The 25902-nt window shown below is 60.6% G+C and carries 20 protein-coding genes; 16 read left to right on the forward strand and 4 right to left on the reverse strand.

Translation table 11 applies throughout. From position 1 onward, the window contains the following. Positions 1-290 precede the first annotated feature (290 nt). From HY067_06305 to HY067_06360, 12 genes are all read left to right on the forward strand, one after another. Complete coding sequence (locus tag HY067_06305; protein MBI3527565.1) at positions 291-1109, forward strand: class I SAM-dependent methyltransferase; 819 nt, start codon at positions 291-293, stop codon at positions 1107-1109. Positions 1110-1111: 2 nt separating this feature from the next. Beyond that, positions 1112-2386, forward strand: a complete 1275-nt coding sequence (locus HY067_06310; protein ID MBI3527566.1) for an amidohydrolase — start codon at positions 1112-1114, stop codon at positions 2384-2386. A 39-nt stretch (positions 2387-2425) separates the two neighbouring features. Further along, a complete protein-coding gene (locus tag HY067_06315) occupies positions 2426-2914 on the forward strand; it encodes a cupin domain-containing protein (protein ID MBI3527567.1) in 489 nt (162 codons plus the stop codon). 81 nt (positions 2915-2995) lie between these two features. Continuing rightward, the gene (locus HY067_06320) at positions 2996-4672 is read left to right on the forward strand and encodes a formate--tetrahydrofolate ligase (protein MBI3527568.1); all 1677 of its coding nucleotides are present in this window, start codon (positions 2996-2998) and stop codon (positions 4670-4672) included. A 197-nt stretch (positions 4673-4869) separates the two neighbouring features. Continuing rightward, positions 4870-5502, forward strand: a complete 633-nt coding sequence (locus HY067_06325; protein ID MBI3527569.1) for a hypothetical protein — start codon at positions 4870-4872, stop codon at positions 5500-5502. Positions 5503-5587: 85 nt separating this feature from the next. Next, positions 5588-6310, forward strand: a complete 723-nt coding sequence (locus HY067_06330) for a hypothetical protein (GenBank protein MBI3527570.1) — start codon at positions 5588-5590, stop codon at positions 6308-6310. Positions 6311-6571: 261 nt separating this feature from the next. Continuing rightward, a complete protein-coding gene (locus HY067_06335; GenBank protein ID MBI3527571.1) occupies positions 6572-6859 on the forward strand; it encodes a type II toxin-antitoxin system RelE/ParE family toxin in 288 nt (95 codons plus the stop codon). Positions 6860-6871: 12 nt separating this feature from the next. Next, a complete protein-coding gene (locus tag HY067_06340) occupies positions 6872-7189 on the forward strand; it encodes a putative addiction module antidote protein (protein MBI3527572.1) in 318 nt (105 codons plus the stop codon). 160 nt (positions 7190-7349) lie between these two features. Next, the gene (locus tag HY067_06345) at positions 7350-9137 is read left to right on the forward strand and encodes an FAD-dependent oxidoreductase (protein ID MBI3527573.1); all 1788 of its coding nucleotides are present in this window, start codon (positions 7350-7352) and stop codon (positions 9135-9137) included. A 208-nt stretch (positions 9138-9345) separates the two neighbouring features. Then, positions 9346-9885, forward strand: coding sequence for an HNH endonuclease (locus HY067_06350; protein MBI3527574.1), 540 nt, complete (start codon positions 9346-9348; stop codon positions 9883-9885). Positions 9886-10046: 161 nt separating this feature from the next. Then, positions 10047-10934 (forward strand): M48 family metallopeptidase, encoded by an 888-nt coding sequence (locus HY067_06355; GenBank protein ID MBI3527575.1) that lies wholly within the window; start codon positions 10047-10049, stop codon positions 10932-10934. A gap of 594 nt (positions 10935-11528) precedes the next feature. Beyond that, positions 11529-12758: a S41 family peptidase gene (locus HY067_06360; GenBank protein MBI3527576.1), complete on the forward strand. Its 1230-nt coding sequence runs from the start codon at positions 11529-11531 to the stop codon at positions 12756-12758. A 103-nt stretch (positions 12759-12861) separates the two neighbouring features. On the opposite strand, the gene HY067_06365 is transcribed toward HY067_06360, so the two are convergent. Continuing rightward, the gene (locus HY067_06365; protein ID MBI3527577.1) at positions 12862-16836 is read right to left on the reverse strand and encodes an AsmA family protein; all 3975 of its coding nucleotides are present in this window, start codon (positions 16834-16836) and stop codon (positions 12862-12864) included. 133 nt (positions 16837-16969) lie between these two features. Then, the gene (locus HY067_06370; protein MBI3527578.1) at positions 16970-19060 is read right to left on the reverse strand and encodes a hypothetical protein; all 2091 of its coding nucleotides are present in this window, start codon (positions 19058-19060) and stop codon (positions 16970-16972) included. Between the two features lie 95 nt (positions 19061-19155). Here HY067_06370 and HY067_06375 point away from each other — a divergent pair, with 95 nt between their 5' ends. Both HY067_06375 and folD read left to right on the forward strand, forming a co-directional pair. Then, positions 19156-21273 (forward strand): molybdopterin-dependent oxidoreductase, encoded by a 2118-nt coding sequence (locus HY067_06375; protein ID MBI3527579.1) that lies wholly within the window; start codon positions 19156-19158, stop codon positions 21271-21273. A 163-nt stretch (positions 21274-21436) separates the two neighbouring features. Then, positions 21437-22348, forward strand: a complete 912-nt coding sequence (gene folD, locus HY067_06380) for a bifunctional methylenetetrahydrofolate dehydrogenase/methenyltetrahydrofolate cyclohydrolase FolD (protein MBI3527580.1) — start codon at positions 21437-21439, stop codon at positions 22346-22348. Positions 22349-22387: 39 nt separating this feature from the next. On the opposite strand, the gene amrS is transcribed toward folD, so the two are convergent. Both amrS and amrB read right to left on the reverse strand, forming a co-directional pair. Then, positions 22388-23491, reverse strand: coding sequence for an AmmeMemoRadiSam system radical SAM enzyme (gene amrS / locus HY067_06385; GenBank protein MBI3527581.1), 1104 nt, complete (start codon positions 23489-23491; stop codon positions 22388-22390). After that, on the reverse strand, positions 23467-24843 hold the full coding sequence (gene amrB, locus HY067_06390; GenBank protein MBI3527582.1) for an AmmeMemoRadiSam system protein B: 1377 nt from the start codon (positions 24841-24843) through the stop codon (positions 23467-23469). Before amrB ends, amrS begins: the two co-directional genes overlap by 25 nt. Before the next feature lie 237 nt (positions 24844-25080). On the opposite strand from amrB, the gene HY067_06395 reads away from it, so the two are divergent. Beyond that, positions 25081-25719 carry a TetR/AcrR family transcriptional regulator gene (locus HY067_06395; GenBank protein ID MBI3527583.1) on the forward strand — a complete coding sequence of 213 codons (639 nt, stop codon included), beginning with the start codon at positions 25081-25083 and terminating at the stop codon, positions 25717-25719. Further along, positions 25716-25902 (forward strand): channel protein TolC (locus tag HY067_06400; GenBank protein MBI3527584.1); only part of this gene is annotated, 187 nt, incomplete at its 3' end. The genes HY067_06395 and HY067_06400, both read left to right, overlap by 4 nt.

The following is a 25902-nucleotide window of genomic DNA, read 5'->3' on the forward strand; positions in this document are numbered from 1 at the left end:
CGCGGCGGCCATAGAAATGGAACGACTGCGTGCCACCGAGAGCCTTCGAACGCGGCAATTGGAGGACTCACAGTGGCGAAAATTGATCGGCGATCAGCAAATGCAGCTTCATCAATCGTCCACCGGTGCAGGACCGGAATCACAATGGCGCGCGCAATCGTTCGAACGCGACCGCCAGGCCCGGGACCTGTCAGCAGATATACTTCGTCGCGATCTGGAGTACCGGTCAGGTGGTCGCCGCTGATGCCGCAATGCCAGTAAGATCAGAATCTTGGAGGGCAATGATGTGGATGGGAAGGACGGTCCGTGTTGCGCTTGCAGCGGGCGCGGTGTCGGCGACGCTGTGCGCCGCAGTGTGGGCGCAGAGTGCCGATCGCCTGATCGACCAGGCGATGGTCGGAGATCATCGCGCCGAAGCGAACCAGGCACGGGACAAATACCGGCATCCCAAGGAAACGCTACTGTTCTTCGGGCTTCGGCCTGACATGGCGGTGGTCGAGATCTCGCCCAGCCGTGGCTGGTACACCGAAATTCTGGCTCCCGTACTGCGTGATCGGGGACGGTACTACGTCGCCGTATCCGCCGTAATGGAGAAGACGCCGGATGCGCTGAAGAAGAACGACGCAGATTATCGCGGCATGCTGGCGGCGGCGCCGGAGCTGTACGGCAAGGTCGAACTTTCGGTGATTTCGCCCGGCTCGCTGCAGGTTGCGCCGCCGGGAAGTGCGGATCTGGTCCTCACGTTCCGCAACGCTCACAACTGGGCCAAGGCCGGAACCGCCGAGGCCATGTTCAAGGCGTTCTACGATGCGCTGAGGTCCGGGGGAACGTTCGGTGTGGTCGAGCACCGCGCCAAACCCGATGCGTCCTTCCAGCAGCAGATCGATACCGGTTACATGACGGAAGCCTATGTTGTCGAGACGGCCCAGAAAGCAGGGTTCAAACTGGTCAACAAGTCCGAGATCAATGCCAATCCCAGGGACACCAAAGACTATCCGGGCGGGGTGTGGACGTTACCGCCGACTCTTCGGTACGGAGACCAGGATCGCGACAAATACCTGGCGATCGGCGAATCGGACCGCATGACGCTCAAATTCGTGAAGCCCTGACGATGAACGATTCATTGCGCATGGGCGCGCAGGTCGACGCGGCGGCTTCGGCGCTCGAGTCGAAGGTCATCGCCTGGCGGCGCGATTTTCACCAGCATCCGGAATTATCGAATCGCGAGATTCGCACCGCAGGCGCCGTCGCCGGGCATCTGCGCGCACTTGGGTTGGCAGTACAGACCGGCGTCGCCCATACCGGCGTGGTCGGATTGCTGGATTCCGGAAAACCAGGGCCGGTGATTGCGTTGCGGGCGGACATGGATGCACTGCCGGTCGCCGAGCAGGTCGATCTGCCCTTCGCGTCGAAGGAGCGCACGACGTTCAACGGCCAGGAAGTCGGCGTCATGCATGCCTGCGGGCACGATTGCCATATTGCCGTGCTGATGGGCGTTGCCGAGCTGCTGGCAGGCATGAAGACGCAACTGCGAGGCCGCATCAAGTTCATTTTCCAGCCCGCGGAGGAGGGACCGCCGCCGGGAGAGGAAGGCGGTGCGGCATTGATGATCAAGCAGGGTGTGCTCGAAAATCCGAGCCCCGACGTGATCTTCGGTCTGCACGTGTTCGCCGGTGTCGAGGCGGGCATGATCGCCTATCGCCCCGGCCCTGCGATGGCCAGTTCGGATCGCATCCGCATTACGGTAAATGGGCGCCAGACCCACGGTGCGTTGCCGTGGAGAGGCGTGGATCCGATCGTGATTTCCTCGCAGATCGTGCTGGGCCTGCAGACCATCGTCAGCCGCCAGGTCGATGTGACGCTGGAGCCCGCGGTCGTGAGCATCGGCGCAATCAAGGGCGGTGTGCGCGACAACATCATTCCCGATGCCGTCGAAATGCTCGGCACCGTGCGTACGTTCAACGAGGAAATGCGCTCGGACATCCACGACCGAATCCGCAACACGGTGGAGCTCATCGCCAAGAGCGCGGGCGCGTCCGCTCAAGTCCATTTCGACAATGCTTATCCGGTCACGGTGAACGACATCCCGCTCACCGAACGCATGGTGCCGACGCTCGAACGGGTTGCCGGCAAGGAGAAGGTTTTCGTCGGCCAGAAGATCACGGGATACGAGGATTTTTCCTACTATCAGCAGAAGGTCCCGGGCTTCTTCTTCTTTGTCGGCATTACGCCGCGCCGCATCGATCAAAGCGGCGTCGATCTCAAGCAATCGGCGCCGAATCATTCGCCACGGTTCTTCGTCGACGAATCGGCGTTGCTCCTTGGCGTGCGATCGCTCGCGCATTTGACGCTGGACTACATGGCGTCACACTCGAAGGCGGGTTAAAATCCTCGCATAAGACAACCCCCCTGTCCGGAGGACAACGTGACCAGCATCCGCAGACTCACCTCTTTTATCCTGTTGCTCGCAGCCGTGTTCGTTCCTGCGACGCTGTTGCGTGCCGATACGGACGAGAGCGGCTTCATCCGTGTCCTGCCCGAAGATATCCAGTGGAAGGATGCGCCGGGATACAACGGCGTGAAGATGGCTGTGATCGCGGGCGATCCGTCCAAACCCGGTGTCTACGTCGTCCGCGTGAAGTTTCCTCCCGGACTCATGTCGCGCCCGCATTTTCATCCGGACGACCGTTACGCCGTGGTGCTGAAGGGCACTTGGTGGACGGGAACCGGCGACACTTTCGACCCGAACACGACCGTGCCGGTGAAAGCGGGCGGCTTCATGAAACACCCGGCGGGCGGCCATCACTACGATGGCGCCAAGGATGAAGAGGTCATTCTGCAGTTGATCGGGTACGGTCCGGGCGGCACGACCATGATCCACCCGGAAGACGGTCACACCGGTCCGTCCAGATAATCACCGAACTTTTTTTCGGAAGCGGCAGAAGTCTCTGCCGCTTTTTTGTTTCTGAACCCTAAGAACCAGAAAAGGCCCGCCGTGCTTTCCGACATCGAAATCGCGCAGCAGGCGCGGATGCAACGCATCACCGTGCTTGCCCGGGAGCGTCTCGGCATTGCCGAGGAGCATCTCGAACCCTACGGTCACTTCAAGGCCAAGCTCTCGCTGGCTTATCTCGACAGTCTCAGGGATCGGCCTGACGGCAAGCTGGTCCTTGTCACTGCGATCAGCCCGACACCGGCCGGTGAGGGTAAGACTACGACGACGGTCGGACTTGGCGATGCCTTGAACCGGATCGGCAAGAAGGCGCTGATCGCGCTGCGTGAGCCGAGCCTCGGCCCGGTATTCGGCATGAAGGGCGGCGCGGCCGGAGGCGGCTACGCGCAAGTGGTGCCGATGGAAGACATCAATCTGCACTTCACCGGCGACTTCAATGCCATTCAGCTTGCTAATAATCTATTGGCGGCGATGCTGGATAACCATATTCATCACGGCAACGAACTCGGCATCGACGTGCGCCGGATTGCCTGGAAGCGCGTGCTGGATATGAATGATCGCGCGCTGCGCGATATCGTCGTGTCCCTCGGTGGCCCCGGCAATGGCTATCCGCGACAGGACGGCTTCGACATCGTGGTGGCCTCCGAGGTCATGGCGATCTTCTGCCTGTCCACTTCATTGGTCGATCTGAAGCAGCGGCTGGGTAACATCGTGGTCGCTTACACAAAGGAGCAGCAGCCGGTGCGCGCGCGGGATCTCGATGCACATGGCGCCATGACCGTGCTGCTCAAGGATGCGCTCAAACCGAACCTGGTGCAGACCCTGGAGAACACGCCCGCGATTCTTCATGGCGGTCCGTTTGCCAATATCGCGCATGGCTGCAACTCGGTCATTGCTACGCGGGCGGGACTCAAGCTCGCCGATTACGTGGTGACCGAGGCCGGCTTCGGCGCCGATCTCGGCGCGGAGAAATTTGTCGATATCAAATGCCGCAAGTCGGGACTTCGGCCGGACGCCTGCGTGATCGTCGCGACTGTTCGCGCGCTGAAGTATCACGGCGGGGCCGATCTGAAGGACCTGAACAGGGAGAATCTCGCAGCTCTGGAAAAAGGGATTGCGAACCTGGCGCGCCACGTCGACAACGTGCGTAGTCAATATGGACTGCCGTGCGTGGTATCGATCAATCATTTCACCCACGACACCGAAGCAGAGATCGCCCTGCTGAAGCAGAAGATTGCTACGCAGGACACACCGGTGATACTGGCTAAGCACTGGGCGCAGGGTGGCGCCGGTGCCGAAGAACTGGCGCACACGGTCGTCGGCATCATCGACAAGGGAACTTCAGGATTTCGTTTCGTCTATGAGGATACGGCGACCTTGTGGGACAAGGTCCGGGCGGTGGCGACAAAAATTTACGGCGCGGCGGATATCACCGCCGACGCCAAGGTGAAGGCGCAGATCCAGAAGCTGCAGGATGGCGGCTATGGCCACTATCCGGTCTGCATCGCCAAGACGCAGTATTCCTTTTCCACGGACGCTTCGTCCCGCGGCGCTCCTTCGGGACACGTCATCAACATCCGTGAAGTGCGCCTCGCCGCCGGAGCGGAATTCGTCGTCATGGTATGCGGTGACATCATGACCATGCCCGGATTGCCCAAAGTCCCAGCCGCGACGAAGATCGATCTGGCACCGGATGGCAAGGTTGTCGGGTTGTTCTAAATAAAAATCTCAACGCAGAGGCGCAGAGTACGCAGAGCAACGCAGAGAAGACGAGACTTGGGGGCGGACGTCAGGAATTGTTCCGCGGGAGCAGACGTTCCGATGTTTATGCTATTGGAAACCTATTTATAGCTATAGAAACGTGTTTCTGGCATCGGAGATGTTTATCATGACGTCTAAACCTAGTCGGGTTTCACATGCCAGCGATCAATCGAAGCCGCGTACTGAGGGCGATGGAAGACAGCCCTTGGAACCTTAGCAACAAGGTCTTATATGACCTATGCAGCGCCCATCCAGCACATGTGGAAACCGGAGCCATACTGGCGAAGATCTTGTTGATTGGTCGCGTGTATGCAGCAGCCATCGAGCGTAGGACGACCAAGCAAGACGAAGACGAGAACGACAGTTTCTATGTCGAGGAAGTGGCACCCGCTCTACGAGACTCCGAGATCGATATCTGGCTCACCGAAGCAAGATCGGTCATGCCCGGAACGCCAGTGGCACTTGCCACGCTGGTCAAAGTTCATGGCATGACCACGGCCCTTTTCAGCGAGATCAGCGGCATGGAGAAGCGCTCAATGGCATCGAAGTACTTGCACTTTCATGTGCCAGAGCTGTTCTACATCTACGACTCGCGTGCTGTAGAAGCGCTTCGTAAGTTCACACCCCATCTGCCGCGCGCGTCGCGAACATCAGGCCTTGGAGACAACGAATACCGGAAGTTCGCGGAAAAGTGCGACCATCTACAAACGCTCTGCGAGAAAGAGTATTCGCTTCGCCTCCTCCCGCGTCAGGTCGACAACTTGCTTCTCGGAGTCAACAAAAAGTGAAACCTCACCCCTCCGTCGAGGCGAGGCGCAACGACGTTCCGCCGTTGGCCCCGCCGCACGTCGAACGTTAGACCTCACGTCGATTATGACATTGCCGCCCGCTCCCCAAGGTTGGGGCCAAGACGAAGTCACAGGCTTCCTCGACAGCGTGCGAGGTAACTCGTTCGCCACCTATGAGCAGCTGAGGCCGCAGTTTCAAAGGCCAATTGCAATAGACGGCGCGTATCGCACACTACAGAAAAATCTCTTCAATACCAGAGAGTGGTTCGCCGCATTCTTTCTCTTGCGCGCCCACTCGAACTTTCTCGCGGCCGTCAACCTAGCATCGGGTGGTCAATTTCCTGAGTCCTTTGCCGTGTTGCGCTCCAGTTTAGAAAGCGCGCTATACGGCCTTTACCTTTGCAAGAATCCTGATTCGCGGCGCACTTGGCTGGAACGTCATGACAGTGACGAACATAAGAAAAGAGTCCGTGATGAATTCAAGATCGGGACAATGCTGGGCCTTCTGCAGTCCGTTGACCGGCGTGAAGGAGAAATCGCGCAAACTCTCTATGACCGGACAATTGACTTTGGTGCTCATCCGAACGAGCGGGCGCTTATGGGATCGCTCGGGATGAATGAAGATCCCGAGAGCTTCCATTTCACAGTGATATATGCCGGGGATGAGCCGATTCAGTTCCAGCATGCGCTCAAGACGATTTCACAGGTTGGAGTCTGCGTTTTGGGAGTGTTCAAACTCGTCTATCGTGAGCGGTACGATCTAATTGGCCTCTCCGACACGCTGCGTCAGCTAAGGGCGGGGTTGTGAGGTCTAAAGAATAATATGGGACAGACCACGAATTCTCGACGTCTCATAATATGGGACAACCACGAATTCCCGATACCTCGACATTTTTTCGTATTTGCCGATTCGCTTTCCTTTGCGTTCTCTGTGCCTCTGCGGTGAGATCTTTATTTTGTCATCGTTGAAATTTTTACTTTGAACTGACGAGTAATGAGCTTGGGAAGGCTCGATCCAAGCCATGCTTTGCAGGCTTGACAGTCGTATCCTATAGGATACACTGTGCGTATGCGGGTGCAGATGACGGAGGTCTATCTGGACTGGATCAACTCCCTGTCAGATCGTATGGGTCGCGCCCGCATCCAAGTGCGAGTTGATCGGCTCGTTCATGGCAATCCGGGTCAGTATCGCAATCTCACTGACGGCGTGTCCGAGTTGAAGATCGATTTCGGTCCGGGTTACCGTGTCTACTACACCGAGAGAGGTGGCGAACTTATCGTGCTCCTGGCCGGTGGAGCCAAAGCCACGCAGCAGCGAGATATCAAGGCGGCCATAGCCCTTGCCAAGAACCTGTAGGAGTAATTCAGAATGCCCAAGACCGTAACAAAAGCTTCTGCGAAGACAAAGACCGTGCGATACGACGTGGCAGAACAACTGCGCACTGCCGAGGAGATGGCTGCCTACCTAGATGCCTGGTTGACCGAGGCACCTGACGATGCGGCGGGCATTGCACGCGCACTGGGCGACATAGCCCGCGCGAAGGGTATGGCGCAGGTCGCGCGTGACGCCGGACTCAGCCGGGAAAGTTTGTACAAAGCTCTCAGCGAGAACGGCAACCCGAGCTTCGCCACCGTTCTCAAGGTGGCACGTGCGCTAGGCGTGCGCCTGCACGCGGAAGCAGCTTGAAGACGTGAATTGGAAGGTTCCCATCGGAGCGAGAATCGCCGCATTGTGACAACTTCATTCCGGGCTCTTCCTTATTTCCCGATTTGCTTTTCCTCTGCGTCCTTTGCGTCCTCTGCGTCTCTGCGTTGAGATTTTGATTTTGACCTGACGAGTAACGACCTTGCGACACGACTTCAAATCCGCCACCGCCCTTTCGATCGCCGCCGGCGAAAGCACGGCAGCTCAGGACTTGCATTGGCTCGAAAAGAATATTCCCTGTCAGGCCGCCTGTCCGGCGGGTACGGATATTCCCGGTTATCTCGAAGCGATCTATCACGGCCGCTTTGCCGAGGCGTATGAAATCAATCTGCGGGACAACGTTTTTCCAGCGGTACTGGGAAGGGTCTGTTCGCGACCCTGTGAAAGCGCTTGCCGGCATGGATGGGAGGGTAATGGCGAATCGGTTGCCATTTGTTTTTCCAAGCGCTCGGCGGCCGATTTCGGCAGCGGTGCGCCCGCCGTTCTGAAGTCGGATCGTCCGGCCAGCGGAAAGACAGTCGCGGTCATCGGTTCCGGCGTCGCGGGTCTAGCGGCGGCGCGCGACCTGGCGCTGCTCGGCCATCGGGTCACGGTTTTCGAAAAACACGCGACGCCCGGGGGCATGCTGAACCAGGGCATTCCGGCTTTTAGGTTGCCGCGCTCGATCATCGCGCGCGAGATCCGGCAAATTGTTGCGATGGGCGTGGAAATTCGATGCGGCATGGAGGTCGGAGGTGGCCTGCCGGTTTCGCAGCTCGCCGGGGAATTCGACGCGGCGGTGATGGCGGCCGGGACGCTGCGGCCGAATGTGCTCGATCTGCCGGGGAAGGGTCTGAAAGGCATCGAGCACGGCCTGTCCTTCTTGCTGCAAGTCAATGAATTCGGCCGGCGCGATATTGGCCGACGTGTGCTCGTGATCGGCGGCGGCTATACCGCGATGGACTGCGCCCGGACGGCACTGCGGCTGGGTGCCCAGGTCGGTGTCGTCTATCGCCGGGCGCGCCAGGATATGGTGGTTCTGCCGGGAGAATTGGAAGCGTTGCTCGAAGAAGGCGGGCACCTTGAGACGAACTATTCGCCTGTGAAATTCCTGGGCGCTGGCGGAGCGGTGATTGGTGCGCGATTTATCCGCACCCGGCAGGGCGAGCCGGGCCACGACGGGCGGCGTATGCCGGTAAACGTTCCGGGGTCGGAACTCGACATCGGCGCGGATACTGTCATCCTGGCTACCGGACAATTCCCGGACACTCACTGGATCGGTTCCGGGCTGACGCGAAAACTGGTGGCGAAAGACGGTTGGTTGTCGAGCGGCAACGGCCAGGAGACGGCCCAACCCAACCTGTTCGCGGCGGGCGATTTTGCGCTGGGGGCGACGACGCTGATCCAGGCGATCGGCCATGCCCGGGAATGCGCGCGCAAGGTGAACGCCTGGCTGAATGGCGTGAAGCGCTCGCCTGCACGCGCGTTCGCCGGTCCCGTATTCCAGTCGAAGCTTCCCGGCGGTCGCGACACCGGCCGGACGCCGCAGATGAATCTGATCCCGATCCACCCCATGCCGGCGCTGGCGGTCGGCAAACGAAAACTCGACGCAGAAGTGGAAACCGGCTATTCGGCTGATACCGCGTCCGCGGAAGCCTCTCGGTGTTATCTCTGCCACTACAAATTCGAGATCATCGACGAGAAATGTGTCCTCTGCGACGAATGCCTCAACGTGAAACCGGTCGAGGGCTGCATCGTCGAGATTGCCTCGCTGGTCCGCGACGACGAGGGGTGCATTACCGGTTACACCCGCGTCGAACAGGGGAAGACCGACTCGCTGTACTACAACCGGCTGTGGATCGACCAGAGCCAGTGCATCCGCTGCGGCCGTTGCGAATCGGTGTGTCCGGTCGACGCCATTACCATCCAGAAAGTCTCTCTGGATGCCTGACAAGTGCGAAATTGCACGCAAACCTCCGCCTAACCGGTTGGGTGACTTCCAAAATCTCGTTTCTTGCGGCTATACTCTACAAAATGCCGTGTTGCAGCCCGATACGCGGTTCCGGGTCCGTGGCCGGCTAAAAAGTCGAAGCGCGCCGTCTGTCCGCGCTTCGGCATGATTCAGGAGAACGGCGTTGGCCCTGGTACTTGCAGTCGATATGGCCGGTGTCCCCAGCCGGTGGTTGATGGTCGAAGAAGCCATTTCCTACTATGCGCGACGCATGGTGGCGTGGTCGCTCGGCGACCCCGTCGCGACCTACCGCGGCGGAATCTGCCGCGTGACCGGCCGGCGTTCGGAACTTTCCACGCACAGCATCATCGCCATCAAGGGTGCGGTGGATTTCGTCAAGGACCACCATGCCGAACCGCATCTGTCCAATACCTCGCTGTTTTTCCGCGACCGGCACATGTGCGCTTATTGCGGCGGCCAGTACAAGGAACGCGATCTTTCGAGAGATCACGTCATCCCGGTGTATCTCAACGGCCGCGACCGCTGGATGAATGTGGTTACCGCCTGCCGGTCCTGCAATATCCGCAAGGGCGGGCGCACGCCGGAAGAAGCGAAAATGCCACTGCTTTACACCCCCTATGTGCCGAATCGCTACGAACACCTGATCCTGCAGAACCGGCGCATTCTCCAGGATCAGATGGAATATCTGATGGCGAAAGTGCCGAGGCACAGCCGACTGTACGCTTGAGCTGTCGGAAACACCGATGGAAGCCGGCTGACTGCCGGCTTTTTTGTCCGTTTATTCGACCGTTTTTTTTGTGCATGGCCGGCGACATCGGTCTGCGGCATTACGTTGGCATTGAACGAATTCGGACTTCGGTTACTCCAACTCTGCGAGAGGAGCCCAACATGACGAGAATTTCCATCGCGCTGACCTTTGCGATCCTGGCGCTGGCAGGCTGTCAATCCAATCCGGTAACAGGCCGCCAGCAGCTCATGCTGGTGTCGGAAAACACGGCGATCAGCGAATCCAAGCAGGCCTACGCCGCCATGCTCCAGCCCCTGGCGAAGGAGGGCAAGATCGACTCCGATCCGGCGACGGTTACTCGTGTGCATGAAATCACCAGTCGTCTGATTGCGCAGGCGATCAAGTATCGACCCGAAACGCAGAACTGGGAATGGAGCGTCAAGGTCATCGACGATCCCAAAACCGTGAACGCGTGGTGCATGGCCGGTGGCAAGATGGCGATTTATACCGGGCTGATCCTGCAGATCAAGCCGACCGATGATGAGCTGGCGCAGGTGATGGGGCATGAAATTTCCCACGCGCTTGCCAAACACTCTGCGGAGAAAATGTCGCGTGCCATGGCCATGCAGGTGGGGCTGGGCGCACTGGCCGTTACCCAGCGCGACAGCCGATACGGCAATCTCACGTTGACCGGCGCGCAGGCTGCTGCAATCGTCGCGCTGGAACTCCCGAACAGCCGCACCGCGGAGTCGGAAGCCGATCGTATCGGCATCGAACTGGCGGCCAAGGCGGGTTACGACCCCCATGCCGCTGTGACCCTGTGGGAAAAAATGGCCAAGGTCGGCGGCGGCAAGTCGCGAACCGACTTCCTGTCTACCCACCCGGCGCCAGTGAAGCGCATGGAAACGCTGGCCGCACTGGTGCCGCAGATGATGCCTTACTACGAGGACAAATCGCCGCGCCCGACCTACCCACTGCGGCAGTCCTCGAACATGCGCGAGGTTGTTTCTCCCGCACTCGCTTCGAATGCGGCCGGCTCCGGTCGCTAATTGACGTTCTGCGCCCCAATTTTCTTGTCGGATTTCCGGTAATCCGGATACCACCTGTCCCGCGGTTTCGGAAATTCCCGATAAATCTTCGGCTTTCACGATCTCAATAAGATTGACGTGTCCTTGCGCGCTGCGCTGGCATGGCGGTTGCGCAGTGAAAGCTGCGCCCGGGTGGCTTGAACGCAAGGGAGGCCTTGAGGAGAAATCCGCATGGCTCGGCTTAACCCGGGCGCACCCGTCAAATGAGTCGGGATTACGGCGGGAGGACGATGAAGAGTTGCGGCAGCCGGAGCGAGTTTGGATACCGCGGGGCAATAACTCTAGTCCTCCAACTGGCGACCGGCAATGCATTGCGGTGCAATATTTTTATCAAGCTTGTTTTGAGGTTGCCGTAGAATCACAGGCGTGGGTGTTGGAGAAAGAAAAAAGTTGAATGCGGTAACGGGACGGTTGAATCTTCACGGGCGTAGCGCGCCTGTTTCTCAGCGCATCCGGCGCTGGCGCCAAGCGTTCCACTCTCTGCTGAGCGCATTGCTCATTGCTATTGCGTACGCAAGTCCCGCCTCCGCCGATGACGCTGCGCGGGACGCTACGTTGCGTGCGCTCGCTGAAGTGATCGAACAGATCAAGGCCAAATACGTCGGGTCCATCGATGACCAGAAATTGATTGCCGATGCTGTTCGCGGAATGCTTCAGGGACTGGACCCTTATTCGGATTATGTCGAACCGGAAGCCTATCGCGAACTGAAACAGGACAACGGCGGCAGATTTGGCGGACTCGGCATGGAAGTGGGCATGGAAGCCGGCGCGGTCCGGGTTGTTTCCACTTTCGAAGACTCCCCGGCGCTTCAGGCCGGGTTGCGGCCGGGCGACCTCATCACCAGACTCAACGAAGTCAGCGTCGAGGGATTGACGCTCGATCAGGCGATCCAGCGGGTGCGCGGCGAACCCGATACGAGCATTGCGCTTACGGTATTGCGCAAAGGCGACGTCGAGCCACACGTCGTTACCGTCAGGCGTGCGATCATCCACAGCCGCAGCGTGAAATCCGCACTGCTGGGTTCAGGCTACGGCTACGTCAGGATCACGCATTTCAATCAGCGCACGGCGGATTCGATGCTGGCGGCACTCGCGGAAATGGTCCGCCAGAGCGGCAGCGGCCTCAAAGGGGTTCTTCTCGACCTGCGCGATAATCCCGGCGGTCTGCTTAAATCGGCGGTCGCGGTTTCGTCGGTGTTCCTGCCGGAAGACGCGCTGGTTGTGTATACCGAGGCCGCAGCCGCGGAATCCCGCATGCGTTTGCGGACAAACGAGGACCAGTATCTGCATGCGAGCACGGCGGAAGCCCTGAAGCATCTGCCTGATCTGAAGACTTTGCCGCTCGTGGTGCTGGTGAATTCGGGATCGGTTTCGGCTGCGGAAATTGTCGCCGGCGCACTGCAGGACCATCGGCGCGCGACCGTGGTAGGCACGCAGACTTTTGGAAAGGGGTCGGTCCAGGTTCTGGTGCCGCTCGCTGACGGCGCCGCGCTGAAACTGACGACAGCGTATTACTTCACGCCTAACGGCCGGCGCATTCAGGGCAAAGGTGTGACACCGGACAAGGTCATCGAACAACCAGCCATCGATACGGCTGCCGGCGTGAAGCCGGCTGCACTGGATACGAAATCCGTCAAGGCGAGCGAATCCGCATGCGCGATGCCGGAACCATTTGATGCGCAGGATGCGGCGCTGTTGCTGGCCATTCCCGGCAGCAGTGACGACTGCCAGCTTGGGCGCGCGATGGAGCTATTGCGCCACCTTCCCGTACTGGCACGCAGCTGACATCCTTGTTGATTCGCCAGCGTCATTCGCGACATGCAAAACCTAAAGGGCACCCACAGGCGCCCTTTTTTGTGCTGACAGAAATGGGATCATTGCGCATCGATCACCGGGATGCGGGCCGCAGCGGGCGAGCATCGCCGAAGACGGGGAAACAGACGTCGCTGCCATCGGCCGGTATTTTTTTGCCGGCGATTTTCTGCAGCGGCACCCAGAAGATCGAAGTCGCCAGCCTGCCGACGGTTCCGATGATGTCGCCGGGCGATACCCCGATCTTGAAATTGTTGAACGGCCCGCTGACCTGAATCGGCGTCGCCAGGCTCAGGAACTGAGCGGTCTTGGCCTGGGGGCGCATGCGCAGATCGAAATTCTCGTCAGTGAAATTCGCCTTGCCCCTTCCGGTCACGCGCATCCTGCTGGTATCCATCAGGATGGTCCGGTCGACCAGCTTGCCGTCGCTTAGTTCGAAGCGGCCGATCGCGCAGTTCACTTTCGATGCCTTGCCGGGATCCACCGCGGGGACGAGCGCGACCAGCACGTTCACCGCCCACAGGTCGAAAATGCCCGCCTGCATGCTCTGCGGCCATACCGAGAATTCGATGCGCCCGGATCCGTGTCGTAGTATTTCCGACAGGTAGCGGGCGCGCGAGTCGACGTCCATCGTGACGCTGAATGCGCCGCGCAGGTCACTCTCGGGTTTGATCCTGCGGGCAAGCACGCCGTAATCGAACTTCTGAACGTCGATGTGCAAATCCACTTTCACGTCCTGCTCGGTCGGTTCATAACCCAGTTGCAGTTTCGCAGAACCGCCCGGCACGTCGAGTTCGATCGGGCCGATATCCGCGCGACCGTTCTCCAGTCTGGCTTCCAGCTTTCCGCTGCCGAGCTTGTCCTTGCCGGACAGCACCTGGTTCACTTCGATTTTCAGGTTTGCATCCTGTCGGCGCAGCATTTCAGGACTCAACAGTTTCTGTGCCTGGTCGCTGGCCACAGCGGCCTTGTCGCGAACCTCGTCGGCGGTAAGCGTCGTCGGTTTGTCGTCTGGCTTCTTTTCGAACGGCGACCAGTCGCCAAGTTTGAAATCGTCAAGCTGGATGATCGGGGCGGCGAGTGCGATGCCGATGCGCGGCCGGCCGCCCTCGGTGTCGAGCCGACCCTGCCCGTTAAGCAGGCTTTCGCCGACCTGCAGTCGCAGATCGTTGACTTCGTAGCCGCGCGGCGACATGCGGAACTTGCCGATGGCGGACCATGGTCCCCACGGCGGCAGCGATGCGCGGGTGAGTTTGTTGAGATTGTCGAATCGGGTGCCACCCGCATCGAGTGCGAGTTCCAGTTCGCTGCCGATGGGCCGCGCAATGTTACCGGAGAGCATGACGCGGGAATCGGCGGCTTCCGCATTCAGTTTGAAGGACAGCGGCAGCCTGGGATCCGCCAACTGGTCGGCACGAGCCGTGTCCAGCACGATCGATACCGGCACGTCGTCGAGTGCACCTTTCAGCGTCAATCGCAGCGGCATGCCCGGATCGGCGCGCAACTCGCCCTTGTCCACGGTGATGCGCGCTTCGCCGTGAGTATTCGGATCGCGCAGGACGATGCGCCCGCCGCCGATCGATCCCAGCAACTGAGAGCGCGACAGCATGTCGCCGAGCCGGCTCGAGCGGGCGACGAGGTTGAAGGCGAACTCGTTGAATGTCGCCTCCAGATTTCGCACCACGCCAAGCGTGCGCAACAGTTTGCCGACGTCGATGTTGGTCGCGAACAGCCACAAACCGGCCATCGGCTCCGCGCCGCGCAGATCGAACAGCACCGCGCCATTGAAGCCGGTGTCGGCGACATGGGCCGCGAAAGGGGACGGATGCATGTACCCGTCGCGGATTCGGCCGTCGAACGACACATCGCGCACTTCGACGGGCGTGCCGGCGAACCGCTTGATCCGGGCGACGATGTCTGCATCGGTGAGGTCGATGCCCTGCGGGAGCAGAGGAATGTCCACCACAGGCCGCTCGGAATCCGTTTTTTCCTTTTCCGATTTCGGGATCAGCGATTCCAGTTCCCTGACGTCGATCTGTTCGGCGCCTAGCCGTATTTTTACGAGTGATTTGCGGTCAGCGGTCGTGCGCGCCAGATCCGCGGTGAGCGTAGTGCGGCCGAGTTTGAACAACAGATCCTGCAATCGCCATTCGTTTTCGCGAAGACTCGCTTTGCCTGACAGCGCGGCCGGCGCTTCGGCGCCGGGCTTGAAACCGAACCAGCTCGCCAGTTGGCCGGCGTGAGGGGCGGAGAATTCGAAAGCGATATCCGGTCCGCGATCGGCCACGGGCGCTTCGAGCGTGCCGTGAACGCGCGCATGCACGTCACCCGAGCGCAAAATGAAGTCCAGCGGCGTGCGTCCCTGCAGCATGGTCGCCTCGAGCGCCCCGGCATGCAATTGCGCAGTGAACGGATGACCGAGCAGTGCGCCGCGCATTTCGCCGTTCAATGCCTTGCCCGCGGGTAGGGTGACCGCCAGTTTGTCCAGGCCGAATTCCACCGGGCGGCCCCCTTCGATATTTCCGTAGCTGAACCGCCCGCGATCGACTTCGAGCCGGACGTCCAGGCTCTGCACCAGCTCCTTGCCCTGATCGCCTTGTGCCGAGAGCCTGAGATCAAATCGCCCGAGGTGTCCCTTGACGCCTCGTACCCTGAGCAGCAGTTCGGCCAGTCCACCCAGATCGGAATCGCGCGTGCCGAGCGCCAGATTGAATTTTGGCGGACTCGCATTGGCATCGGCGCCGGCACTGCCCGATAGCGCGACGCCCGTGATCGAGGCTTTCACCGGGGCCTGCAGCGTCCCGTCTTTCAGCTTGATCTGCAGCGTGACGTCTTTTACGTCGCCCGGCAGGCTCAGCCATCGCCCGACGCCCAGGGTGATGTCGGCGTCTGCGCTGTTCAGTTGCCTGAGATCGAATGTGGCGGCGGACAGGCTGCGGTAGACCTCGGCGAGACTGCGGGGCGGCTCGATATTTTCCTTCGCGGGTTTCTCGCCCAGAAAAGGACGCAGGTCGAGCGTCGGCAAGACCAGGGAGCCGCTGAGCTTCGGTTTGGACCCGGTATCGTCGAAATTCAGGGCACCGACCAGTGTCGTGTTGCCCATGGCACCGGTCAGTTGCGTGATCGCCGCCCGATGTGGGGCGAAGATCACGGTCCCGGCGATGCCGCTGGCGCCTACGTCCGGCAGCTTGGTTTGCAGCAGGCGTTCGAATTCCAGGAGGTTTTCGGTGCCGAGACCGAACGTCACTTCGCCGCTGGCGCCGCTGACGCTGCCGTTGACCGTGAGCGTGGAACTGAGGAAGGTCAGCGTGAAAGCGATCGGCCAGGGCTTGTCGGTCGCCAGGTCCGATAATTTGCCGCCGGTGAAGTCCAACAGGTAGGGAAACTCTTTCTCTACCGCGCCGTTCAGGCTCAGCTTGAACGGTTGATTGGCCGGAGACTGCGCGGTCAGGGCATGCAGGGAAAAGTAGTGGCTCTTGGTGTCGGCGCCGATATACTTCACGTTGAGTTTTTCCAGCGTGACCCGCTGGATATCGAGCAGCGCAAACGCCTGGTCCGCGCTGATCGATGACGTGCCAGCGGGCTCGGGCGCTTTGGTTGCAGCGGACTTCGGGCGATGGAATGTCCAGTTGTTACTGCCATCCGCCTTGACCTGCAGACGAGCGTGTACATCGCTGCCTGCAAGCTCGTCGATGTGCAGCCTCCTCTTGAACAGCAGCGGCCAGAGATCCACCGCCAGACGCGCTTCACCGAGGCTGGCGAAATCGTCGTCGCCGAATCCCGGCGCGTTGGCGATATGCAGCCCGCCGATGCGCAGCTTCGGTCTGGCGGAAATCTCCATCTCCATCGGGCCCTCGAAGCGTACCGGACGGCCGATGTTGTCGCTGAAGGTCTGCGCAATGGTTCCGCGCAGGAACGAGGCATCGACGGTGATGCCGACAAACGTGACATACAGGAAACCTAGCACCAGGATCAGAACCAGCGTGACGAGGGTCCACGCAGTCCAGAGCAGGAGCCGGCGCAACGGGCGGGAGCGGGCGTGCGGCAGCATGATCGGATTATCCACCAACTGCGTGCCGGCCGCGCCGCACGGGGTCGTTGGCCATAAGCGGTCGGACCGCGTACCCGACGGGGAAGTTCAGGCTTCAGTCGCCGGAGGACGAAGTCGACACCGGCGATCCGCGCTAGCGCAGGATGTCCGATGCTTCCGCTTCCCTGACAATCATGTCGACGTCTTCCGGCAGCATCAGGCGTTCGTCTTGCAGTTTCTTCGCCGCCTCGGCGACTTTCGCAACATAAGCTTCATGGGAACCGTAAAGTTCTTCCAGGGAAGGCCGCGGATCGCCTTTCGTCTGCGCATCGGCGCGGGTCTTCGGCAACGGAATGGTCGAACCGAGCAGGTCGCACAGGTCCGGACCGCCGAACTCCTTCGCGCGTGTGTTCCAGCCCAGCAGCGTTGCGACCGGGACTTCGACAAAGGGATGGCGAATGCCCGCTATGTCATTGCCGATCGCATCGACTTGCGGCACCAGAATCTTGTGAGTCGCCTTGATCTGCGGGATCAGCAGGTCGACGACGCCCGAATTTCCCTTCACACGCGGGCCGAAGTCGCGATCCCCGGATCCGTTGTGCAAGCCTTCGAAAGTCAACCCGGGAATCTTCGGCAGCTTGAGTTCGTCAGGCGCTACGAGCGTTCGATCGGCGATTTTGGGCACGCGCGTCTCGGGTGGCGTGACATTCTTCTTTACCCAATCATCGAGAGCGACCACCAGGGCCCGCAGCAACGGGCCCGGATGTGTGGCGTTGGTCAATTGTTCGCATTGCTTGTCGGCGATGCCGTGGTTCGGCGCGTCGGGCTTGAAGCCGCCGTGCTGCTGGCTGGCCAGCAGATAGCGCCGCGCTTTCGACGATTCGTTGAAGTCCATGGTGCCGCCTTCGCTGGCGCCGGTGAGCGAAGCCCGGAACTGCCAGTATTCGTTCGACGTATCCGTGTGGATGATTTTCGGATCGGTCTTCGGCCGCTTGAGAATGCCGTCCGGCAGCCGGTTGAAAGGATTGACGCGCACGGCGTACTGGCGCGGGAAATTGGTATCGGGCACGTAACGTTCGCGGTGCTGCTGCGTGAAGGGATTGGGTTGTGCGAACCGGTAGTTCAGATACAGTTTCTGCACGCCGGCGACGTGGATATGCATGCCCTCGCAGACCTGGCGCTCCTGCTCGTCGACGTTGAATCCCTGATAAAGGTAGTCGCGCAGATACATGCCGGACGAGGAGATGCCCTGGCAGAGCGTGGTCTTGATGCCGAACACCGGATTGGCGTTACCCGCGGCATCCTTTTCGTCGTTCCTCAGAAAGGAAACGAAGTCCCGCGTCGTCACGTAACCCAGGCCCATCACCGGGGAATCCGTCGCGCGATAGATCAGGTGGTAGTTGCGATCGTTGCGGAATCCGTCCTTCAGACAGATGTGACCCGTGCTGGGATTGCCTGGCCAGCCATCGGGACAATCGGCGAATGCCCACTGGTCGTCGGGCACGGCCTCGCCGCGGGGAATGTCCGGCGCGCTCGGCTTCGGCGAGTCGCTCGACAACATGTAGAGCTCGGCTTGCGCCTGCTTCTTGTCGGCGGACACAGCGGGAAAGGACTTGAATGCCGGGCCGCCGGATAAGGGCAACGATGAGGGTTTGCCGCCGTTGAAATTGCGGTCGGAGAACTCGGTCAGGATGCGTTCCGTGACCGGCCGGCCGTTTTCCAGGGCAATCGGGAAATTCACCGTCAAACGGTTGTCGCCGGGTGCGATGTCTGCACCCCAGCCCACCCACGCCAGCACGTAGCCGCGTTTCATCAGGAAGCCGTTGCCGAAATCGCGCGAGGCAACCGGATCGTTCATGTTGGCGTCCGAGGCGGTGTCGTGCATGCGGCCGAAGGAGATCTTGCGTCCGCGGTTGTTGACTTCGAAGAACAGGGTTTTCACGCCCAGGGCCATATCCACGGGTTTGAGGATCGCCATGTCAGCGGAGAACTCGACCCTGCCCTTTGCGTTCAGAGGTGCGCGGTCGATATCGAATACGGTTTTGTTTCTCTCGAGAGTCGTATCGACTTCGAACCATGCGCGTCCGGTCAGTTTTTCATAGGGTCCGGCGTCGCCGAACGACATCCCGTCCGCAACGACTTCGCGTTTCGCGATTTCGAGTTTGACGAGCTTCGCTTCGACATCGACCGCGAACATGAGGCCGGCGGCAAGCAGGAGTGCGGAAAACGCGCGGATGTGTTGCATGAACACCTCTTCGAATGGCGGATTTGTTGTAATCGTGCGGCAAGTACGGCCGGGGCGTTACAATATCGCAGAATAGTGTTTCGGGCGAGGCGGTGATGGGCGTAATCGGCGAACCGGGCGTTTCCAGCAAACTGCGGATAGTGCACGTCGCCTGTCCGCATGACTGTCCCGACGGTTGCTCCATGCGGGTTACCGTGGACACAGCCTCCGGGCGCGCGATCAAGGTGGAGGGCGACCGGACGCACCCGGTGACACGCGGCTATCTCTGCAACAAGGTCAATCATTATCTCGACCTGGTCTACAACGACAAACGCGTGCTTTATCCGCACCGTCGCGTCGGACCGAAAGGTGCCGGCGCGAAATTCCAGCGTATCGGCTGGGACGAAGCGCTCAACGAAATCGCAGTAAGACTCAAGGCGGTGATCTCGGAGTACGGCGCCGAGGCCGTCCAGCCGTTTTCCTATTCCGGCACGCTCGGCATGCTTGGTTTTTTCGGCATGGGCGAACGTTTCTTCAACAAGATGGGCGCCGCGCGCCTCGAGCGCACGATCTGCACTGCAGCCGGGGCCGCAGCCGAAATGCACACTTTCGGTCGCGTGGGCGACGCCAACATCGAAGACTTGCCGGATATGGAGGTCGTGATCCTCTGGGGTACGAACCTGGTGTCCACCGGGGTGCATGCGATGCCGTTCGTGAATGCGGCGCGCGACAACGGCGCAAAGATCATCGCGATCGATCCGCGTGTGACGCGGACCACTGCGTTCGCGGACTGGCATATTCAGCCGCGCCCCGGTACCGACGCGGCGCTGGCGCTCGGGATGATGAAAGTCATCGTCGATCGCGGCCTGCACGATGTGGATTTTCTCGAACGCCATACCTTGGGCTGGAAAAAGCTGCTGGACGAGCGCCTGCCGGAGTACACGCTGGATCGCGTCGAAGCGATCACCGGCATTCCCGCGGCCGATGTCGAAAAACTGGCATTGCTCTACGGCGGGACAAAACAGTCCTTCATACGGGTGAACTGGGGCATCCAGCGCCATGACAACGGCGGCATGATGACCCGCGCCATCAAGCTGCTGCCGGCGATCACCGGCGCGATGCGCGGCAAGGGCGGCGTGTGCATGTCGACCGGAGGAGAAATGCGGCGCGTGGATATGCGCAAGTTGCAGGGCACTTACCTGCTCGAAGGGCGCACGCCGCGTACTATCAACATGATCCAGCTCGGCAATGCGCTCAACGATTCCGCTCTCGATCCGCCAATCAAGGCGTTGTTCTGCTGGAACGCCGATCCGGCCAATTGCGTTCCCGACACCACCGCGGCTCGCAAGGGCATGTCCCGCGACGATTTGTTTATGGTGGTGCACGACACCTTCTGGTGCGATTCCGCGTCTTACGCCGACATCGTGCTGCCGGCCGATACGGCACTCGAACATATGGATCTGCTCCCGGCCTATGGGAACTACTACTACACCCTGTCCGAGCAGGCGATCGGGAAACAGGGCGAGAGCCTCGACAACCAGGAAATGTTCCGCCGGCTGGCAAAGGCGATGGGTTACGACGATCCCTGCTTTTCGCAGTCCGACGAGAACATGATCCGCGAACTGATCGATCCCAAGGTCAATCCGCTATTCGAGGGCATTACCTACGACGGATTGAAACGCAACGGCTGGGCGAGGGCCAACGTCGATTCTCCGCGCCGCTGGGGTATCAACAGCGGCAAGTGGCCGACTCCGTCGGGCAAGATCGAGATCTACTCGGAGGCGCTGGCCAAACTCGGCGTGGACCCCTTGCCGATGCATCTGCCGGAGCAGGAGGGATTCGAAAGCCTGGAGGCGAAGAAAAAATTTCCGCTGCAAGTGATCAGCGCCGCGACTCATTACTTCATTGGCTCGAGTTTTCAGCATGTGCCGCGCCTGCAGGAAATGCTCGCGCGTCCGACCTTCGAGATCAGCACGCGGGACGCTAAGGCGCGCGGCATCCAGGATGGCGACGACTGCCGGTTATTCAACGACCGCGGCGAGGTCTTTGGCCATGCATTGATCGTCGACGGCCTGCTGTCCGGCGTGATCGGTGCCCAAAAGCAACTGCAAGGCTCGAAAATGCGCGGCGGGGTCAACATCAACGCGCTGACCAGCCAGCGCGAGTCCGATATGGGCAGAGGGCCGGTGTTCTATTCGACGCTGGCGCAGATCGAAAAAGCAAAGAAGGACTGAGGACTGAGCACCCCTCAAGGGGGGTCTTGAAAAGAATGCTGAGGACTGAGAAAAAGCAGGAAAAGATGTCGATGGTGAAGATTGCCTTCACCAATCACCAATCACCAGTTATGGGTGAAAGCCCGGTATACCCGCAAGGGTGCACCAGTCACCGGAGGCGCTCATGAGCGTCACCATCATGGACGGCATCGCCGTGTCGAAGGCTATCCGCGCGCAGTGGAAAGAACGTGTCGACGCTCTCAAGGAGCAGGGTGTAACGCCAGGCCTGGCGGTAATCCTGGTCGGCGACAACCCGGCTTCGCAGGTCTACGTGCGCTACAAGGTCAAGGCCTGCGGCGTCATGGGGCTGCATTCCGAACTCCACCCGTTTCCGGCGGATGTGTCCGAGCAAACGGTACTGGCAAAGATCGCCGAACTCAATCGCAGCCCGAAGATCCACGGCATTCTGGTGCAACTGCCGCTGCCGCCGCAAATCGACAATACCAAGGTACTGGAAGCGATCTCGGTGGAAAAAGACGCCGACGGCTTCCATCTCTACAATCTCGGCGCGCTGGTTGCCGGCGGTACGGTATTCCCGCCTTGCACGCCGTACGGCGTGATGGCGTTGCTCGATCACTATCGCATTCCGATCGAAGGTTGCAACGCCGTGGTGATTGGCCGCAGCAACATCGTCGGTAAGCCGATGGCGCTGATGCTGCTGGCGCGCAGCGCGACGGTGTCGATCTGCACATCGAAGACACGCGACCTCAGGCAATACACTTCGATCGCCGACATTCTGGTGGTTGCGACCGGCAAGCCGAAGATGGTCACGGGAGACATGATCAAACCCGGTGTTGTCGTTGTCGATGTCGGCATCAACCGCATGCCCGACGGAAAGCTGGCGGGCGATGTGGATTTCGATAGCGCGAAGGAAAAGGCGTCCTACATCACGCCCGTTCCGGGTGGCGTGGGCCCGATGACCGTCACGATGCTGCTGGCGAATACCGTGCAGGCTGCGGAGCGATTCGCTGCGAAATCGCTCAACGCCCGTGCGGATCAGGTCGGTGCCGGGTCCAAGGTCGCTGCTCTGGAATAATAAACACTTTTGCCGCGATCCCGCCGTGATAGTGCTGCGTCAGGCGCGGATGGAAACCGGAATGCGCCGCGGACCGAAGGGTTTTTCGAACTTGCCGAAGCGGCCCGCGATCGCCCTGCCGCAGCTGGTGCAACGCCCTTCTGCCGAAACCCGGTAGATCAGGATCCGATGCCAGTCGCGCACGATCAGACCGGTGCCGCAGCCGGAACAAAACGTGGTTCCGCCTTCGATGTCGTGCACGTTGCCGGTGTAGACGTATTTCAATCCCTCTCCAATGGCGATTTCTCGCGCACGCGTAAGCGTGGATGCGGGCGTGGGTGGCAGGTTGTCGAGTTTGTAGTCCGGATGAAAGGCCGTGAAATGCAGGGGCACGTCCGTGCCCAGTTCCGTCGACATCCACCTCGATAGCTGAACCAACTCCTCGTCGGAATCGTTTTTCGTCGGAATCAGCAGCGTGGTGACCTCGAACCAGACGTCGGTTTCGTGACGCAGGTATTTGAGCGTATCGAGTACCGGTTGCAGGGTTGAGCCGGTGAGCTTGACGTAGAACTCGTCGGTAAATCCCTTGAGGTCGACATTGGCCGCATCCATCTTCGCGTAGAACTCGCGCCTGGGCGCGTCGTGCATGTAGCCCGCCGTGACGGCCACCGTGCGTATCCCGCGAGCGTGACACGCATCCGCGACATCCATCGCGTACTCGGCAAAGATGACCGGATCGTTGTAGGTGAACGCGACGCTCTTGCTGCCGGCGGCCTCGGCAGCCGCGGCAATCCGGTCGGGATCCGCGAGGTCCATCAACCGGTCCATGTCGCGCGACTTGGAGATGTCCCAGTTCTGGCAGAACTTGCACGCCAGGTTGCAGCCGGCGGTGCCGAAGGACAACACGCTCGAGCCGGGGAAAAAATGGTTCAGCGGCTTTTTCTCGATCGGGTCGAGGCAAAACCCCGACGATCGGCCGTACGTGGTCAGCACCATGCGGTCGTCGATGCGCTGGCGCACGAAGCATGCGCCGCGCTGGCCTTCATGCAGCCTGCAGTCTCGCGGACACAGATCGCACTGCAGCCTGCCGTCCCCGAGCATATGCCACCAGCGCCCGGGATACAGCGCTTCGGCTGCGGTCACGTCGTTTCCGGTTCCGCCCATTTGGCCACGGTATAACGCGAGAGGCACACGCCGTCGTCCCAGAAATCCGGTGCAACTCCGGCCTTGCGCTTGAGTTCCGTCAGGAAGGAACGCCGATCGGGCAGATTCTCCCAGACCTGCGGCAGGAAGGTCCCGCGATTGTCGCCGTATTCCAGAACGATGCCGTCGATTCCCTGGCGCAACTGAGCCAGCGCATCGCCTTCATCGCGCAGGGGCATCGGCTGCAGCGCGGACACAAGCGACACCTCGATGCGGACCGAACTGAGTTCCTCGAAGCGCAGCGGTTTGAAGCGTGGATCCTGGAACGCAGCGGCACGAGCATTCGCCTGCACATCGTCGAACAGGCTGCGCTGCGCGACAAGGCTGCCGATGCAGCCGCACAGGCGGCCATCCTTCTTCAGAGTGACAAAGCAAGCGCCTGGCCGATGCAGGAAGGCTGCCGGTTCGGTCGCGGAAGAATGGAGCCCGAATCCATCGACGATGGCCGATCGCGCGATTGTGATCAGCAGGTTTCCGTCGGTTTCGCTCAGCCCGTTCGCCGGCTGGTCGACTTGTTCAGCCGCGCCGTCGTAGAAGGCAAAGGAGGCGTAGCCGACAACGCGGTTCTTGTCGCCCGCGGTGTCGCCGGAGTTGCGCAGGTCCAGCAATTCTGGCCGCAGGCCGCGCCGTTCGGCCGTGTGCAACAGACCGTTGACTGGCGTGGCTCCGCATGCCTGTTCGTGATTCAGCCGCGGCGCGAGATCGAGGATCATGCGCGCCGTCTGCTCGTCGACAAGCCTGGCCTGCGAATAGGGCAGGTAATGCGACAGGTCCGAGCTCACCACGATCAGCGTCTCATTGCCACCCCAGAGCAGGTCCAATACCTCGGCGATTTCCTGTCCCGACGCATCGCCGACAGCGAGCGGCACCAGCGTGAAGCCGGCCAGCGTCTGCTGCAGAAAGGGCAGATGCACTTCGAGCGAATGTTCCAGAGCATGCGCCTGATCGCTGACACAGACCTGAGGCAGCCTGCGCAAGGCTTTCCCCGCCTCGCTGTCCACCGAAATTTCCCCGAGCGGCGTCGCGAATGCAGTGGTTTCGGGCAGCGCCAGCCCGCGCAGGCGTACGCGATGAGCGGGGCCGAGCAGGACGACGCGTGAGTAGTCGTTGCGATGCGGCGCGAGATGCGCATAGGCGCTGGCGGCAATCGATCCGGAATAGACGTATCCGGCATGTGGCGCGATCAGCGCTTTCGGGCGACGCCCGTCCGGAGCCCGGGCCGATGCAAGCAGGGTCGAGAGTTGCGATTGCAGGCCTTCGACTGTGCCGGGATAGAAGGCGCCGGCAACGGCGGGTGCCCGGACCAAGTTCATCGTGGTGATGTCTGGTTAAGGGTGACTACGCAACAATTATAGGCCGGACCTGGTTGTTCCGGCTGGCACCATGGATCCTGCCCGGCGGGAAAAATCGCGGGAAAACCTGTTGACCCTGAAGTTGGCGCGTGTATATTACTGACCGCTCAGTCATTTACTCCATTTTCAATCGTGAATCCGCAGCCCAAACAGGATCGCCGCTGGACCCGGCGCAAGGAAGCGCGTCCCGCCGAATTGATGTCGGCGGCGCTCGATCTGTTCGTCGAGCGCGGTTTTGCCGCGACCCGTCTGGACGAGGTGGCCGCCCGCGCGGGCGTCAGCAAAGGCACCCTGTACCTCTATTTCTCCAGCAAGGAGGAATTGTTCAAGGCGGTCATCCGATCCGGCATCGTGCCACTGATCGAGCGCGGCGAGCGACTGCTGGACGAACATCGCGGGTCTGCTGCCGAGTTGTTGCGCGAGATCGTTTTCAGCTGGTGGGCGTCGGTCGGCACGACGAAACTCGGTGGAATTCCGAAGCTGATGTTTTCCGAGTGCCGCAATTTTCCGGAGATCGGCAAGTTCTACTACGATGAAGTCATCAGCCGCGGACATCTTCTGGTGCAGACCGTCCTGGAAAGGGGCATGAAGAGCGGCGAGTTCAGGCAGATGGATGCGAACTACGCGATGCGCGTGATCCTCGCGCCCCTGGTTTTTCTGCTGCTATGGCGTCATTCGTTCGATTTCTGCGATAGCAAGCGCGTCGATCCGGGAAAGTATCTGGACCAGCATCTGGACATGGTCGTCAACGGGCTCGGGCCCGGTGTCCGTGCGGAAAAAAAGGGCGTACCGCCCGCAAAAATCATCAGCATCGAGAAAAAAGGGAGAAATCGATGAAGCGCATTTCGTTCCTGGTCGCAGCGCTGTTCGCGGGCCAGGCCTTCGCCGCCGATCTGATATCGATCTACCGGGAAGCGCAAGTGCAAGACGCGGTGTACGCGGGGGCGAAGGCGCAGTACATCGGCGCGCAGGAGAAGCTGCCGCAGGCGCGCGCGCTGCTGCTGCCGAGCGTCAACTTCA

The organism is Betaproteobacteria bacterium (assembly GCA_016194905.1).
Classification (GTDB): domain Bacteria; phylum Pseudomonadota; class Gammaproteobacteria; order Burkholderiales; family JACQAP01; genus JACQAP01.

What these genes read in the sequence shown, in the direction of transcription:
- HY067_06305 (MBI3527565.1), top strand. Translation starts at nt 291, where the DNA reads ATGGGAAGGACGGTCCGTGTTGCGCTTGCAGCGGGCGCGGTGTCGGCG.
- HY067_06310 (MBI3527566.1), top strand. Translation starts at nt 1,112, where the DNA reads ATGAACGATTCATTGCGCATGGGCGCGCAGGTCGACGCGGCGGCTTCG.
- HY067_06325 (MBI3527569.1), top strand. Translation starts at nt 4,870, where the DNA reads ATGCCAGCGATCAATCGAAGCCGCGTACTGAGGGCGATGGAAGACAGC.
- HY067_06330 (MBI3527570.1), top strand. Translation starts at nt 5,588, where the DNA reads ATGACATTGCCGCCCGCTCCCCAAGGTTGGGGCCAAGACGAAGTCACA.
- HY067_06335 (MBI3527571.1), top strand. Translation starts at nt 6,572, where the DNA reads ATGCGGGTGCAGATGACGGAGGTCTATCTGGACTGGATCAACTCCCTG.
- HY067_06340 (MBI3527572.1), top strand. Translation starts at nt 6,872, where the DNA reads ATGCCCAAGACCGTAACAAAAGCTTCTGCGAAGACAAAGACCGTGCGA.
- HY067_06350 (MBI3527574.1), top strand. Translation starts at nt 9,346, where the DNA reads ATGGCCGGTGTCCCCAGCCGGTGGTTGATGGTCGAAGAAGCCATTTCC.
- HY067_06355 (MBI3527575.1), top strand. Translation starts at nt 10,047, where the DNA reads ATGACGAGAATTTCCATCGCGCTGACCTTTGCGATCCTGGCGCTGGCA.
- HY067_06365 (MBI3527577.1), bottom strand. Translation starts at nt 16,836, where the DNA reads ATGCTGCCGCACGCCCGCTCCCGCCCGTTGCGCCGGCTCCTGCTCTGG.
- HY067_06370 (MBI3527578.1), bottom strand. Translation starts at nt 19,060, where the DNA reads ATGCAACACATCCGCGCGTTTTCCGCACTCCTGCTTGCCGCCGGCCTC.
- HY067_06375 (MBI3527579.1), top strand. Translation starts at nt 19,156, where the DNA reads ATGGGCGTAATCGGCGAACCGGGCGTTTCCAGCAAACTGCGGATAGTG.
- folD (MBI3527580.1), top strand. Translation starts at nt 21,437, where the DNA reads ATGAGCGTCACCATCATGGACGGCATCGCCGTGTCGAAGGCTATCCGC.
- amrS (MBI3527581.1), bottom strand. Translation starts at nt 23,491, where the DNA reads ATGGGCGGAACCGGAAACGACGTGACCGCAGCCGAAGCGCTGTATCCC.
- amrB (MBI3527582.1), bottom strand. Translation starts at nt 24,843, where the DNA reads ATGAACTTGGTCCGGGCACCCGCCGTTGCCGGCGCCTTCTATCCCGGC.
- HY067_06395 (MBI3527583.1), top strand. Translation starts at nt 25,081, where the DNA reads ATGTCGGCGGCGCTCGATCTGTTCGTCGAGCGCGGTTTTGCCGCGACC.